Origin of the sequence: Flavobacterium sufflavum, from assembly GCF_004016525.1 — a bacterium.
Lineage (GTDB): Bacteria > Bacteroidota > Bacteroidia > Flavobacteriales > Flavobacteriaceae > Flavobacterium > Flavobacterium sufflavum.
In genome coordinates this window covers 247,764-263,189 of record NZ_SACJ01000004.1, presented here as the reverse complement: position 1 = coordinate 263,189, position 15,426 = coordinate 247,764, and the positions used below count along the sequence as shown (strand labels likewise).

Below are 15,426 nucleotides of genomic sequence, written 5' to 3'. Positions count from 1 at the left end.
ATGAATTTGATCAAAAAATATAAAGTGAGCCTGCTGTTTGCAGGCTTACTTTCAATTAATTCTGCATTAATTAGTTGTTCGTCTGATAATAGTACTGAAAATTCAGAACCAGTTGTTGAAACGACAAGAGAACTGAAAATTAATCTTGATGCCAATCTTCAGACAATGGAGAGTTTTGGTGCATCAGATGCCTGGCAATGTAATAATATCGGGAAAAATTGGCCTACAGATAAAAAAAATGCAATTGCCGATTTGTTATTCAGCAGAGAAGTGGATAACGAAGGGAATCCTAAAGGAATTGGTTTGTCATTATGGCGTTTTAATCTTGGTGCTGGCAGTACAGAGCAAGGTGATGCAAGTGATATAACTGATGAGTGGAGACGTACAGAATGTTTCACCACTGATGGAGTGAGTTATGACATGAGTAAACAGGCAGGTCAGGTTTGGTTTATGAAAGCAGCTAAACAGCGCGGAGTAGATAAATTATTGGCTTTTACTAACAGTGCGCCTGTTTATTTAACTCAAAACGGAAAAGCACATGCCAGCATTAGCACTTTTTACAATCTAAAAGAAGGCAAAATGCCTGAATTGGCTGATTTTTGGGTGAATGCGATTGATAAATTAAAATCAGTTCATAATTTAACAATTGATTATCTAAGTCCGTTTAATGAACCACAATACGAATGGGATGGTTCAGGACAGGAAGGTTCTCCGGCTTCAAATGCTAATATCTACAGTTTTGTAAATACATTAGCTCCAAAATTACAGGCAAAGGGATTGAGTTCACAAATTGTTGTTGGAGAAGCAGGTGCTTTTGAACCTTTGTATAAAACAGTAAGTGGAAAAGAAAATCGTTCGAATCAGATTGATTATTTCTTTGGGGTTAATTCGACTAAAAATATTGCAGGATTAACAAATGTTAAGAAAACAATTTCAGGACATAGTTACTGGCAAGCCTGGCCAATAAGCGAATTAATTTCATCCAGACAAGCCGTTGCTGCCAGAGCAAATACGGTTCCGGGATTGAGTGTTTGGGCTTCTGAATATTCTATTCTTGAAAGCCCGGGTACTGCTGAATTGCCGGGAGGAGCTGGTCCGGGAAGGGATTTAGGAATGCAAACCGCACTTTGGGTAGCTCGTATTATCAGTACTGATATATCCATTGGAGGTGTTACTTCCTGGCAATGGTGGACGGCTGTAAGTCGTGGCGATTATAAAGATGGATTAGTTCATGTTGACAACGGAATAACAAAAGGTGCCGGCGATTCTAACTATTGTAAATATGATGGTTATGTAAGGGATTCTAAAATTCTATGGGCTTTTGGAAATTTTTCTTTCTTCGTAAAACCAGGAATGCAAAGGGTGCAAATACCTAATTTAGATAACGCAGCAGCTACTACTGATGTGATGTTGACAGCTTACAAAGATGAAGTATCTAAAAAACTGGTTATTGTGGCAGTTAATTTTAGTAGTTCGGCTAGAACCTACAATTTAAATCTTGCAGGAGGCTCATTAGTAAACAATGCATTGACTCCATATGTTACATCTGAAACGATGAGTTTGAAAAAAGGAACTAATGTTGCTTCTACAGGCTTTGAAATACCAGCAAGAGCAGTAGTTACTTATGTGGGAACTTATAAGTAAAATTTGGAGTAACAAATCAGTATAATGTTTAAAAAAAAGTAAATTTATACTGCTTAAAATACCATTTTACCCCTCATTATTATAGTTATTTAATCATTTCTTTGCTTCTATAAGCTGTATTTATAGAAAACCAGAATTATATAGCGCACTTATTTTATTAAAAATATAATTATGTTAACAACAAAAAGAACTTTTCTAGCAATTCTCGCTTTTTCTTATGTGTCTGCTTTTAGTCAAATAGGATTTGGGGATTCTCAAAAAATTAATGAACAATGGAAATTTATTCTGCAAGACAATAAAGACTTTCAGAATGCGAGTTTTGATGATGGAAAATGGCAAAATATTGCACTTCCTCATGATTGGAGTATCAAAGGACAGTTGAGTCCTACTTTAGCGAGTGCTACAGGATTTTTACCTGGAGGAATTGCATGGTACAGAAAATCAATGGATGTGCCTTCAGCTAAGAAAGGTCAAAAAGTATATTTATATTTTGAAGGGGTTTATAACAGAAGCGAAGTTTTTGTTAATGGAAAGTCTTTAGGGAAACGTCCTAATGGGTATCTTTCTTTTGCTTATGATGCTACTCCGTATATTAAATATGGTGAAAAAAATACGATTGCTGTTCGCGTGGATCACAGTAAAAGTGCCGATTCTCGTTGGTATACAGGTTCAGGAATTTACCGTAATGTTTGGGTAGTGTATGCTAATCCAGTGCATATTGCACAATGGGGTGTTTATGCTTATCCGGAAGTAAGTAAAAATACAGGAACTTTGAATGTTGAAGTTGATGTAGAAAATGCTTCTGCTGGAAATACCAGTTTAACTGTTGTTAACGAATTGATTTCCAATGATGGAAAAACAGTTGCAAAGAGTATTAATAATGTAACCATTGCGGCTAATCAATCAGGTAAAATTGCTACAAAAATAAAAGTGAATAATCCTCAATTATGGGATTTAGCGCATCCAAATTTGTACCAACTAAAAACAACCGTATTAAAAGACGGACAAGTAGTGGATCATTCTGTGACTCAAACAGGTTTCCGCAATTTTACTTTCGATGCTAATAAAGGATTTGCTTTAAACGGCAAATGGATGAAAATAAAAGGGGTTTGTTTGCACCATGATGCGGGAGTATTAGGTTCGGCGGTTCCTCGTGAAGTGTTAGAAGGAAGATTGAAAACCTTAAAGGAAATTGGAGTAAATGCAATACGTACGAGTCATAATCCACAGGCACCTGATTTTTATGAACTTTGTGATCAATTAGGTTTATTGGTTCTAAACGAAGCTTATGACGAATGGGAATTTCCAAAACGCAAATGGTTAGAAGGATGGAATCAGGGAACACCTGGATTTGAAGGTTCTTTTGATATTTTTGCTGATTGGGCCGAAAAAGATTTAGAAGATTTTGTACGTCGAGATAGAAATCATTTGTCTGTTTTTGGATGGAGTATTGGTAACGAAGTAGATTATCCTAATGATCCGTATTCTCACCCGGTATTAGCCGGAGGAGGTGATACAGGATTTTCTCAAGCCGCTTATGGAGGTTATAAAAAAGATGCTCCGGATGCGATGCGTTTGGGAGCTATTGCAAAACGTCTGGTTGCTGCAGTTAAAAAATACGACAAATCTCGTCCTACAACTGCTGGTTTAGCCGGAGTAGCGATGTCTAATGAAACGGAATACCCGGGAGCTTTGGATATTACAGGATACAATTATACCGAAAGTAAATACCAATCAGATCATAAAAAATACCCTAAACGAGTAATTTTTGGTAGCGAAAACCGTCATGATTATGATGCCTGGTTAGCGGTAAAAAATAACGAGCATATTTTTGGACAATTCTTATGGACAGGAATTGATTATTTAGGAGAATCAGGAAGATGGCCGTCAAGAGGATTTTATTCAGGATTAGTTGATTTTGCAGGACAAATTAAGCCTAGAGGTTATTTCCGTCAATCACTTTGGTCAGATACTCCAATGATTTACATTGGAACTTATCTTTCGAATAATCCAAACAAAAAAGACTTGTCAATGGATGCTTGGCCGTTATGGAATTACAATGATGGTCAGAAAGTAAAAGTGGTTTGTTATACCAATGCAGCCAAAGCGCGTCTTGAATTAGACGGAAAAGTTGTGGGAGAAGTAAAAGATTACGATCAGGAAACAGGAATTATTTCTTGGGATATTCCGTTCCAATCAGGGAAATTAGAGGCAGTAGGATTGGATAAGAATAATAAAGAAGTGAGTCGTTATGCTATTACTTCTTCAAAACAACCACAGGCTATTGTTGTAAAAAGTGCTGATGCAGTTATCAATAAAGACAAAGGTGTAGCCGAAATCATGTTACAAATAGTTGATGAAAACGGAGTTCCGGTAATGGTTTCTGATAACGAAATTACTTGTAAAATAGTTAGTGGTTCTGCAACTTTATTAGGATTAGAAGCAGGAAATAATTCTGATATGACCGATTATACCGATAATGTACAACGTGCGTTCAACGGACATATTTTAGCTTACATTCAGGCAAATGGTGATAAAGCACCTATCAAAGTTCAGTTTTCCAGCCCTTGGTTAAAAGCAGTAGAAGTTACTATTAATGTTAAATAAGCTGTTTTTCTAGAAAAAGAGAAATAATTAAAATAATGCTATTTTTATAAATTGACCTGTTTGCTTTTTTTAGCAGGCAGGTTAATTTTTATAATAAAAAAGTTCATTATATTTGAAGTGTAATATTAACACATATAAAAACCAAAAAATGAGAATAAAGAATAAAATTGCTCTGGCACTAGGAGTTGTATTGGTATCGGTTGCTACCAATGCCCAGAAAACAGTTTTTAAAAAAGATGAATTTAAGCAATGGGCCCAAACCCCTCCAATGGGATGGAACAGTTGGGATTGTTATGGCTCGACAGTGGAGGAGCATGAGGTAAAAGCCAATGCTGATTATATGGTTAAAAATTTAAAAAAATCAGGTTGGGAATATATTGTAGTGGATATCAGATGGTTTGTCGAAAATGATAAGGCCGGAGGTTACAACCAGAAAGACCCACGTTATGTAACGGATCAATACGGAAGATATTTGCCAGCATTAAATAGGTTTCCATCGGCAAAAGACGGACAGGGATTTAAGCCTTTAGCCGATTATATACATAGTAAAGGATTGAAATTTGGAATTCACATCATGCGTGGAATTCCTAAAAAAGCAGTGGAAGAGAAGTTGCCAATTAAAGGCGCAAACGGAATTACAGCTGACCAAATTTATACTACAGCCTTACAATGTGAATGGTTGAAAGACAATTATACTATTCTTGCTGATAAACCGGGAGCTCAGGAATATTATGATTCTTTATTCGAATTGTACGCTCAATGGGGAGTAGATTTTATCAAAATTGACGATTTGTCAAGACCATATCATGAAGGAGAAATCAACCTGATTAGAAAAGCCATTGACAAATGTGGTCGTAAAATTGTTTTAAGTACTTCGCCAGGAGAAACGCCAATTACTGCTGCTGCTCACGTGGGTTCTCATGCTAATATGTGGCGTATGGTGGATGATGTTTGGGATACCTGGCCACACATTACACATTTAATGGATGTTGCCCAAAAATGGTATCCACACATTGCAGCGGGAACCTGGCCTGATTGCGATATGATTCCTTTAGGAAGAATTTCGTTAAGAGGAGAACGCGGACAAGACAGAATGTCCCGATTAACCAAAGACGAACAATATACATTAATGACATTCTTCAATATCTTTAAATCTCCATTATTTTTTGGAGGAGATATGCCAAGTAACGATGCTTTTACATTATCGTTATTGACGAATGCTGAAGTTTTAAAAATGCACCGTGAAGGGACAAATGTGAAACAACTTTTTCAAAAAGATGGTAAAGTAGCTGTGACTTCAAAGAATCCAAAAGACGGAAGTATTTACTTAGCATTGTTTAATATTTCAGATAAAAACTCTGAAAAAGTATCAGTTCGTTTAGCTGATTTAGGCATTAAAAATGCTGAGATTACCAATATGTGGACTGGAAAAAAAGTAGGTGCTGCTAAAGATGAAGTTGCTGTTTCGCTAAATGCACACGCTTCAGTTTTGTATAAATTAAAAGCGAAAAAATAATGAGAAAAATACAATTCAGTTTAGTTTTATTTTTAACACTCATTAGTTTTTCAAAAGCACAAAATAAAAGCGGTGTTCCGCCTATTATTGCCGAAAAAGACTTAACATCTTACTTATTTGTTTATTTCACAGGGAATAGTGTTGAAGAGGAAGCGGTGCGTTATGCTATTAGTGCCGATGGTTATCATTATTACCATTTAAATAACAACAAACCTGTTCTAGACAGTAAAATTATCAGTTCTACTAGTGGTGTTCGTGATCCACATATTTTAAGAGGTGATGATGGTAAAACATTTTACATGGTTTTGACTGATATGACATCTTCTAAAGGTTGGGATAGCAATCGCGCGATGGTATTATTAAAAAGTACCGATTTGGTTAACTGGAAAAGCAATGTAGTCAATATTCAAAAGACTTTTCCCGGAAACGAAAACTTAAAAAGAGTTTGGGCACCACAAACCATCTATGATGCAAAAGCAGGTAAATACATGATTTATTTTAGCATGCAACATACCGGAGGTCCTGACAAAATTTATTATGCTTACGCCAATAAAGATTTTACGGCTTTAGAAAGTGAACCAAAATTATTGTTTGTTCCAAAAGCAGGAAATGCTTGTATTGATGGAGATATTATCGAAAAAGACGGAGTTTATCATCTTTTTTATAAAACAGAAACCAATACGCCTGGAATTAAAGTGGCTACAACTACTGATTTGACTTCAGGAAACTGGACAGAAAATGACAATTATTTGCAACAAACTAAAGAAGGAGTTGAAGGTTCCAGTGTATTCAAATTAAATCATTCTGACGAATATATCCTGATGTATGATGTGTACATGAAAGGAAAATATCAGTTTACTAAAACGAAAGATTTAGAACATTTCACTGTAATTGATAATGAAATTTCAATGGATTTTCATCCACGTCACGGAACGATTTTGCCTATTACACGTTCTGAGTTGAAAGGGCTTATTGCCAAATGGGGAAAACCGGTAGCTTATCCTCAAATTAATAATAATCCTGCTCTTGAAGGCTATCATGCCGATCCTGAAGTTTTGTATGCTGAGAAAACGGGTAAATATTATATCTACCCAACCAGTGATGGATTTGACGGTTGGTCAGGGAATTATTTTAAAGCTTTTTCTTCGGACAATTTAGTAGATTGGAAACCAGAAGGAATTATTTTAGACCTTAGAAAAGATGTAAGTTGGGCAAATAGAAATGCCTGGGCACCTTGTATTGTGGAGAAAAAGATAAAAGGAAAATATCAATATTTCTATTATTATACGGGAGCACAAAAAGTAGGAGTTGCGGTTTCGGACAATCCTACAGGTCCTTTTAAAGACAGCGGAAAACCAATTGTAGCTACCAGACCTGAAGGCATAAAAGACGGTCAGGAAATTGACCCGGATGTTTTTACGGATCCGGTAAGTGGAAAAAGCTATTTGTATTGGGGAAATATGTATATGGGAGTTGCTGAGTTAAATCCTGACATGGTTTCAATTAAAGCCGGAAGCACTAAAGTAATTAAGGTGGATAACACTTTTAGAGAAGGTACTTATGTGATTTACCGAAATGGTAAATATTACTTCATGTGGAGTGAAGACGATACCAGAAGTCCAAATTATAAAGTGAGATATGGTATTTCAAAATCACCTTTGGGGCCAATTGAGATTCCAAAAGACAATATTGTTATCCAAGGAAATAAAGAAGAAGGAATCTATGCAACAGGACACAATTCGGTTGTGAAAGTTCCTAAAAAAGACGAATGGTATATTGTGTATCACCGTTTTTCATATCCTACAGGAATTAGCATGGGCGGAGCAGCCGGTTTTCATCGCGAAGTTGCTATCGATAAACTCGAATTTAATACTGATGGAACCATCAAACAGGTTGTTCCTACTCACGCAGGAATTAATCCTGTTAAGAAGAATTAGGCTCATGATATATTGTTGTCTAAAAACAGAAAGCACTTTTAATAGTGCTTTTTGTTTTTAATGTTATTAACAAACTGGTAGGAAGCAGCCTAGTTTTTAGAGTTGAGCTGTTATCTTTGAAACAACTATAACCAAAATTTCGTTTAAATTTTATGAAAAACCACCAACTTTTAGTTTTATTATTTTTATTGGGTTTGCCAATATGGGCACAACAATCAGAAAGTCAAAAAGAACTTGAGAAATCGGGGAATACTGTTTTCGAAATTAAGAATCCCGATTTTCAATTAAGTCCTCAAACAGGAATGACCAAACAACATTGGAAAGATGCCGCAATGTATCTTTTGCAAGGTGCTTTTGGCTATATCCATTCGTTAGACGATCCAATGAAATTTCCAAAACAGGAAGGGAAAAGTTATCCGCAAGATGAAGGGAAAGTACCAACTGAAAAACTGGAAGGTTTGTGTAGAACCTTGTTTGTGGCAGCTCCACTTTTAAAAGAGAATCCTTCATTAGTTATCAATAACATAAAAGTTGCCGATTATTACCGTTACCAAATTACCAAATTAACCGATCCTCAAAGTGCATCTTATATTGTTCCCCGTTCTAAAAATGGCGGGCCTAGTCAAAATTTGGTTGAATTTGGAGCCTTATCTATTTCATTATTGGTTAATCCTGAAGTGCTTTGGGATCCATTAACACAGGAGCAAAAAGACGCTTTGGCTAAAACTATGTTGAGTTATGGCGATGGACCAACGGTGAATTCGAACTGGAAATTCTTTAACATTTTTGTACTGAGTTTTTTCAAAGAAAAAGGATACGCAGTAAACGAAAAATTATTGGTCGAATATTTAGATAAATCCTTATTGGATTATAGAGGAAACGGTTGGTACAACGACAGTCCGGCTTATGATTATTACAGCATGTGGGCTTTCCAGATGTATGGTATGATTTGGTCGGAATATTTTGGGAAAGCAAACTATCCCGAATATACAGCCAAGTTCATAAAAAACTTTAAAGATTTAAAAGACAATTATCCTTATTTATTTAGTCAAAATGGCGAGATGATTATGTGGGGTAGAAGTATCAGTTATAGAACGGGAGCTGTTGTTCCGTTTCCATTAATGGGATTTGAAGGCGATGCTACGACTAATTATGGTTGGATGCGAAGAATAGCTTCGGGAGTAATCAAGCAATTTTTTACACATCCTGATTTTATGAAAGACAATGTTCCTACACTTGGATTTTATGGCGCTTTTGAACCTGCGGTACAGGTTTACAGCTGTCGTGGAAGTGTGTATTGGATGGGAAAAATCTTTTTAGGATTATTGGTACCTGATGATAATCCGTTTTGGACAGCCAAGGAAAATGAAGGAGCCTGGAAAACGGAATTTGAGAAAAATAAAGTGTACAATAAATTCCAAGGCAAGTCTGAAATTCTAATTACTGATTATCCAAATATTGGTGCTTCGGAAGTAAGAGCCTGGTGTAATGCAAAAGTAAAAGACGATTGGCAAAAATTCAGATCGACTGAAAACTACAACCGATTATCTTATAACAGTGCTTTTCTTTGGCAGGCTGATGGCGAAAATGGTGAAGTAGCGATGAATTATGTCATAAAAAACAAAGCGAATCAATGGGAAGCTTTTCGATTATATACTTTCAAAAAATTTGAAGACGGAATTTATTACAGAGATGTAGTTTTAGAAACGGACGAAAATATCAAATTCAACCTGGCTGATATTCCATTGGCAAACGGAATTTTAAGAGTGGATAAGAATAATAGTGCTGTGTCATTTGCGATGCGTTTAGGGCATCATGCTTTGCCAAAATTGGATGGCGAAATTAAAACGACTGTTCGAAAAATTAAAAACCATGAAGTAACCATTATTGATAACGGAAAATATCAGTTGGCAATGATTCCGCTTTTGGGTTGGGATAAATCAGAAGTGGTTACGGCTAAAGGCTTGCATCCTGAAGCAAATGAAAGTTCGGTTATTAATCTTTCGAATAATTATGTTCCTCAAAAAGAACAATCCACTGTTTATGCCACATTAATGTTGTGGAAAAAATCAGGTGAAAAATGGAGTAACAAAGAATTATTAGCCGTGAAAAAAATTGGTTTTTCTTCGAAAGAAAATACAGTCAATGTGACTTTGTCCAATGGAGAAAAGAAGTTGGTAAAGTATTAAATATTTATTTCAATTTTTATTTTAGAACCAGTAAACATTAGTTGTTTACTGGTTTTTTTATTTAATAACATTTTTTATACAGGATAAAGCAGGATGAGTATTTATTTTGAATTTGTAAATTGCATAGAATTATCATCAAATTATGAAAAAAAATATTGGCTTTGTCAAACCATTTTTATTTAAGTACCAACTTTGTTTGTGTTTTTTATTGTTGAGTTTAAGTACTGTTCAGGCGCAACAAACAATTTTCAACGTAAAGACTTTTGGTGCCAAAGGTGATAATAGTACATTAGACACACAAGCCATCAATAATACTATCGAAGCAGCTGCTAAGGCAGGTGGCGGTACTGTTTATTTTCCGGCGGGAACTTATCTGAGTTTTTCTATCAGGCTTCAAAGTCATATTTCACTTTATTTAGATCAGGGAGCTACTATCGAGGCAGCGACACCTTCGGGTGATTTAGGTTATGATGCACCAGAGACAGCAATGAATGATACTTTTCAGGATTTTGGACACAGTCACTGGCATAATAGTTTAATATGGGGTGAGAATTTGGAAGATATCTCCATTCTTGGCCCAGGAATAATTCATGGAAAGGGATTATCCAGAAATGGTCCTTTTAAAGCACCAATTGGAAATAAAGCCATTGCCTTGAAGCTTTGTCGTAATGTAACGCTAAAAGATTTTACAATATTATACGGCGGACATTTTGGGATATTAGCAACGGGAGTAGATAATTTAACGATTGATAATCTAAAGATTGATACCAATCGGGATGGTATGGATATCGATTGTTGTAAAAATGTTCGCATTTCTAATTGTAGTGTGAATTCTCCATGGGATGATGGTATTTGTCTAAAAAGTTCATTTGCTCTTGGTTTTGCCCGACCAACGGAAAATGTAACTATTACCAATTGTAGTGTAAGTGGTTTTGATCGTGGTACTTTTTATAATGGAACTTACCTGCGAAACGAAGCCAATCTGGTACCTGATAAAGAAGGACCAACTGGGCGTATCAAGTTTGGAACAGAATCGAATGGTGGTTTTAAAAACATAACCATTAGTAATTGTGTTTTTGAATATTGTCGCGGATTAGCACTCGAAACCGTTGATGGTGGTTTATTGGAAGATGTAACTATTACTAATATTACCATGCGTGATATTATAAATTCACCTATTTTTTTACGTCTTGGAGGTAGAATGCGTGCACCTGAAGGAACGCCAGTAGGAGCTTTGCGGCGTATTAATATCAGTAATATAAATGTATATAATGCCGATTCGCGTTTTGCAACTCTAATTAGTGGAATTCCTGGTCATGATATTGAAGATATCCGCTTAAGTAATATTAGTATTTGGTATCGTCCGCTTGATTCTTTATCAAAAGAGAGTATTCAACAAGAAGTTCCGGAATTTGAAAAAGGATATCCGGAGCCGCAGAAATTTGGTGTTATACCAGCTTATGGATTTTTTATTCGACATGTTAAAAATATGGAGTTGAATAATATTAACCTTTATTTGATGGGTAATGAATCCCGACCAGCCATGCTATTGACTGATGTAAATGGTATAAAGCTTCGGAATGTGACGGTAGACAAAGGAGAAAATTCCGCATCGCTTGTAATGAAAAATGTTAGTAATCTGTCTGTGAAAGATAGCGCACCATTAAAAGATGTGGAAGTAAAACAAGTAAAAGATAAAAGTTATTAATAATTTCAGTTATGAAACAGTTTATTATTATTTCCGTTTTAAGTAGTTTTTTGTTTTTAATACCAGATGCAAATGCGCAGATAGGTAAACGATTTCCTTCGGAACGAAAAGTGGTAAAGGATCCGGTTACGGGTACTATGTTAACTTTTTTGACATCTAAGCCAATGGGAGATTCTAAAATTTATCAAACTCATAATCAGTGGACATCCGACGGAGAGTGGCTTATCTTTCGTTCCGATAGAGTAAAAGGCGAAGCCATGGCTGTAAATGAAAAAAACGGAGAAATGGTTCAGGTAACCGAAGGGGGCTATGTTGGGATGTTAAATGTGGCACGCAACAGTATGAAACTTTTTTTTATGCGAAAACCGCTCGATAGTATCGCGAAGCAAAATAATAACAATTTGAAAACCCAGTCGACACCAATGCAGGTTGTAGAGGTAGATTTGGCAAAATTATTTGCTGATAGTAAGATTGGAAAACTTAAAAAAGCCGATTATTATCAGCGTGTTTGTGGTTCCACTAAACCAGAAATGGGAGCTGGTGGAGATTTAGCTCTGGATGGTGATGAAAACTGGGCTTATTTTAGAGTAGGAAAAGAAGAGGCTGCAAGGCATTTAGCTTCCGGTACAAAACTGGAAGAAAATTATGGTCCCAGAAAAATGGGAGCAGGACCTTCCGGAATTGCTGCCATGAATGTACATACTGGAGAAATTAAATATGTAATATCAGTTCCTTTTCAAATTGGACACATCCAAACTAATCCTTGGGTAGCGGGTGAGATTATTTTTTGCTGGGAAACAGGAGGGAAATCTCCACAACGTACCTGGACAGTATTGGGTGACGGAACAGGGCTTCGACCTTTATATCCAGAATCAGAATACGAATGGGTAACACATGAGGCTGTGATTAGTAAAGACGAAGTGGCAATGGCTATTATGGGGCATCGAAAAATTCAGGGTTTAGATACTACGGGAACTGCAGTCAGTGGAGCGAATCCTGGTCAGGAAGCTGCCTGGGGAGTTTCGGGAACCAGAGAAAAACCAACAGGATTGGCTATTGTTAATTTAAGAACCAGAGAGATGAAAATAGCTGGACAAACCGATTCAGGTAGTGGTTTATGGCATGTAAGCGGTTCTTCGGATGGTCGCTGGGCGGTAGGTGATGATTTTTCCCGCGGCATTTACCTGATTGATCGACATACTAGTGAAATGATTTTGCTTTCTACTGGTCATAAACAAACGGCTTCTGATCATCCGCATCCAACAATGAGTCCTGATGGAACTAAAATTGAGATACAGTCTGCTATGCTGAGCGAAGATAATCGTAGTATGAATATTTGTATTATTCCGGTTCCGGAAGAATGGCTGAAAAGAAAGTATTGATAATGGAAAACACCAATTGGTAATCATTCCAGTTTTAGGTTGGGATAAATCAGAATTGGTTCAGGCTAAAGGTTTACATTCTGAAGTTAAAGAGGCTGTTTCAAGAATTTTGAAATAGCCTCTTTACTTTTTTTTAAAATCACTATATTTGAGTCTATTTTTTAATTCCAGTATTTATAAATTAATGAAAAAAACATCGAAAATTGATTATCTCAGCATTGATGAATTTTCAGTTACCCCAAAGTACCAACAGCTTGTTAATGCCGTACTCAATGCGGTAAAACAAGGTCAGCTTAAAAAAGGTGATGCCATGCCTTCAATCAATGAATTGAGTTTTCAGTATGAAATTTCCAGAGTTACCATTGAAAAAGGATATAATAAACTCCGTAAAATGGGCATATTGGAAGCTTTTCACGGCAAAGGATATTTTATTGCCAATACCGATGTTTCTCAGGATTTAAAAATATTCCTGATGTTCAATAAACTCAGTGCCCATAAGAAAATTATTTATGATGCTTTTGTTGATGCTCTGGGTGAAAAGGCAGCGATTGATTTTTATATTTATGACAATGATTATGGCTTGTTTAAAAAATTATTAAGCCAACAAAAAGGGGATTATTCCCATTATGTAATTATTCCCCATTTTATTGAAAAATCAGAAGGTTATCAATTGCTGATTGATGAAATACCAAAAGATAAACTGATTTTAGTTGGGAAAAAAATTGAAGGAATCACAGGGAATTATGGAGCGGTTTATGAAAACTTTGAAGACGATATCTATAATGCTTTGAGCAAGGCAATTGAACCTTTGAGTAAGTACCATACTTTGAAATTATTGTTTCCCGAAAACAGTTACTTCCCTAATGAAATAGCCAAAGGATTCGAGAATTTTTGTTCTAACTTTGCTTTTAATTATAAGATTGTACATGACTTAGATCAGGAACAAGTCAACGAAGGTGAGGTTTATATCAATTTAATGGAAGCCGATTTGGTTAAAATACTAGACAAAATTATATCACTGGATTTAATTATTGGAGAGCAGGTGGGTGTAATTTCTTATAATGAAACACCACTCAAAAAATTCATTATGAATGGCTTGACAACTATCTCAACCGATTTTGCAAAAATGGGAAAAACAGCTGCCGAATTGGTGTTGAATGGTTCAAAAGAACATATCGAAAATCCGTTTGAACTGGTTCTTAGAGGATCTTTATAAAATACAATAATTTAAATGGAATTACGTAAACTGAAATCATTTCTGGTTGTGGCAAAAGAATTGCACTTTGGGAAAGCAGCTGAAAAACTAAATATTACCCAACCTGCCTTAACCCATCAAATCAATCAATTGGAAATAGAATTAGGTTTTGAACTTTTCGATAAAGATAAAAGAATCAATCACCGAAAGGTCGAACTTACCGAATCGGGCTCTTACCTGATGAAAGAGATGGGGCGTGTGGTAGAACTTTTGGATCGGACGATAAAAAAAGCGCAAACCTACAGTGAGAAAAGCAAACAGTTACGTTTTGGAATTCCTAAGATCAGCCGTTCAAGTGAGGTTCTTAGCGTGGTACAGAAATTACAAAATATCTTACCCAATACTACTTTTAAAATAATAGAATTTTCTTCGGGAGTTTCCATTCAAGAAGCTGTTTTTAAAGGAGAAATCGATTTTGGAATCACCATTCTTCCTTTGGTTTACAAGACAATCAATTACCATGTTGTCAATCAGGAATTTCTTAATGTCATCATGTCGGTCAAACATCCTTTGGCAAAATATAAAAGTGTTAAGATTGAGCAGCTTAGGAATGATAAATGGGTAGAATTAAATAAAGAGCTACTTCCTTCTTTTACAGAGGATTTAGAAATGAGTTGCCGAAATGTTGGTTTTTCCAGAGAGGCTAATATTGTTCAGGAAGTAACTAATCTTGATTTGCTGTTAGGATTAGTCAATGCTCAGGTGGGTGTTGCTATTTTTCCTGCTGAATTTCCTTTAAATTCAGACGAAATAGTTTCTAAAGAGTTGTTCATTTCTGATAATTCTAAATTAGGAATGACAAAAATTTTGGTTTTTAAGGATAATTTTAACGGAGAATACCATCAATTGTTGAAGGATAATTGGTGATATTTCTTGAGGAATTAGTTATTTCGATAACAGTCCTAAATATTCATAAAAAAAGGTGTAGCCCAAACGATTAAAGTGGGTTGCACCTTTTTTGTTTTAGATGATATTAATCTGAATTATTTTGTAAAAAAATATTAGATATAAAACCAGAAACGCTTTGGATTTTTCTTTCTATTAATAAATAAAATTAATTAATAACATAAAATAATTTCATACAAGTAACCGATTACACCTGTAAAACCATAGTACAGTTCTAAATGTTAGTTGTGATAAATTTGTAAAATGAGACATAAAAAAGTGTTTTGTTTAAAAAAAATCAAT

The 15,426-nt window shown here is 35.5% G+C and carries 9 protein-coding genes; all 9 read left to right on the top strand.

What is annotated here, in order from left to right; translation table 11 throughout:
- The 9 genes from EOD40_RS09145 (at nucleotide 1) to EOD40_RS09105 (ending at nucleotide 15,105) form a co-directional block, all read left to right on the top strand.
- The gene (locus EOD40_RS09145; protein ID WP_128194809.1) at nucleotides 1-1,644 is read left to right on the top strand and encodes a glycoside hydrolase; all 1,644 of its coding nucleotides are present in this window, start codon (nucleotides 1-3) and stop codon (nucleotides 1,642-1,644) included.
- A gap of 171 nt (nucleotides 1,645-1,815) precedes the next feature.
- Nucleotides 1,816-4,251: a sugar-binding domain-containing protein gene (locus tag EOD40_RS09140; protein ID WP_128194807.1), complete on the top strand. Its 2,436-nt coding sequence runs from the start codon at nucleotides 1,816-1,818 to the stop codon at nucleotides 4,249-4,251.
- A gap of 148 nt (nucleotides 4,252-4,399) precedes the next feature.
- Nucleotides 4,400-5,767, top strand: coding sequence for a glycoside hydrolase family 27 protein (locus tag EOD40_RS09135; RefSeq protein ID WP_128194805.1), 1,368 nt, complete (start codon nucleotides 4,400-4,402; stop codon nucleotides 5,765-5,767).
- On the top strand, nucleotides 5,767-7,704 hold the full coding sequence (locus tag EOD40_RS09130; RefSeq protein WP_128194803.1) for a family 43 glycosylhydrolase: 1,938 nt from the start codon (nucleotides 5,767-5,769) through the stop codon (nucleotides 7,702-7,704). The genes EOD40_RS09135 and EOD40_RS09130 overlap by 1 nt, the downstream gene beginning before the upstream one ends.
- Before the next feature lie 152 nt (nucleotides 7,705-7,856).
- On the top strand, nucleotides 7,857-9,893 hold the full coding sequence (locus EOD40_RS09125) for a DUF2264 domain-containing protein (protein ID WP_128194801.1): 2,037 nt from the start codon (nucleotides 7,857-7,859) through the stop codon (nucleotides 9,891-9,893).
- A gap of 142 nt (nucleotides 9,894-10,035) precedes the next feature.
- Nucleotides 10,036-11,601, top strand: a complete 1,566-nt coding sequence (locus tag EOD40_RS09120; protein WP_128194799.1) for a rhamnogalacturonidase — start codon at nucleotides 10,036-10,038, stop codon at nucleotides 11,599-11,601.
- An 11-nt stretch (nucleotides 11,602-11,612) separates the two neighbouring features.
- Entirely contained in the window at nucleotides 11,613-12,983 is a 1,371-nt protein-coding gene (locus tag EOD40_RS09115) for a TolB-like translocation protein (protein WP_128194798.1), read from the top strand.
- Nucleotides 12,984-13,167: 184 nt separating this feature from the next.
- Entirely contained in the window at nucleotides 13,168-14,199 is a 1,032-nt protein-coding gene (locus tag EOD40_RS09110; RefSeq protein WP_128194795.1) for a GntR family transcriptional regulator, read from the top strand.
- A gap of 15 nt (nucleotides 14,200-14,214) precedes the next feature.
- Nucleotides 14,215-15,105, top strand: a complete 891-nt coding sequence (locus EOD40_RS09105) for a LysR family transcriptional regulator (protein ID WP_128194793.1) — start codon at nucleotides 14,215-14,217, stop codon at nucleotides 15,103-15,105.
- Nucleotides 15,106-15,426 lie beyond the last annotated feature (321 nt).

Coding starts and splice junctions, on each gene's coding strand:
- EOD40_RS09145 (WP_128194809.1), top strand. CDS start 1: ATGAATTTGATCAAAAAATATAAAGTGAGCCTGCTGTTTGCAGGCTTA.
- EOD40_RS09140 (WP_128194807.1), top strand. CDS start 1,816: ATGTTAACAACAAAAAGAACTTTTCTAGCAATTCTCGCTTTTTCTTAT.
- EOD40_RS09135 (WP_128194805.1), top strand. CDS start 4,400: ATGAGAATAAAGAATAAAATTGCTCTGGCACTAGGAGTTGTATTGGTA.
- EOD40_RS09130 (WP_128194803.1), top strand. CDS start 5,767: ATGAGAAAAATACAATTCAGTTTAGTTTTATTTTTAACACTCATTAGT.
- EOD40_RS09125 (WP_128194801.1), top strand. CDS start 7,857: ATGAAAAACCACCAACTTTTAGTTTTATTATTTTTATTGGGTTTGCCA.
- EOD40_RS09120 (WP_128194799.1), top strand. CDS start 10,036: ATGAAAAAAAATATTGGCTTTGTCAAACCATTTTTATTTAAGTACCAA.
- EOD40_RS09115 (WP_128194798.1), top strand. CDS start 11,613: ATGAAACAGTTTATTATTATTTCCGTTTTAAGTAGTTTTTTGTTTTTA.
- EOD40_RS09110 (WP_128194795.1), top strand. CDS start 13,168: ATGAAAAAAACATCGAAAATTGATTATCTCAGCATTGATGAATTTTCA.
- EOD40_RS09105 (WP_128194793.1), top strand. CDS start 14,215: ATGGAATTACGTAAACTGAAATCATTTCTGGTTGTGGCAAAAGAATTG.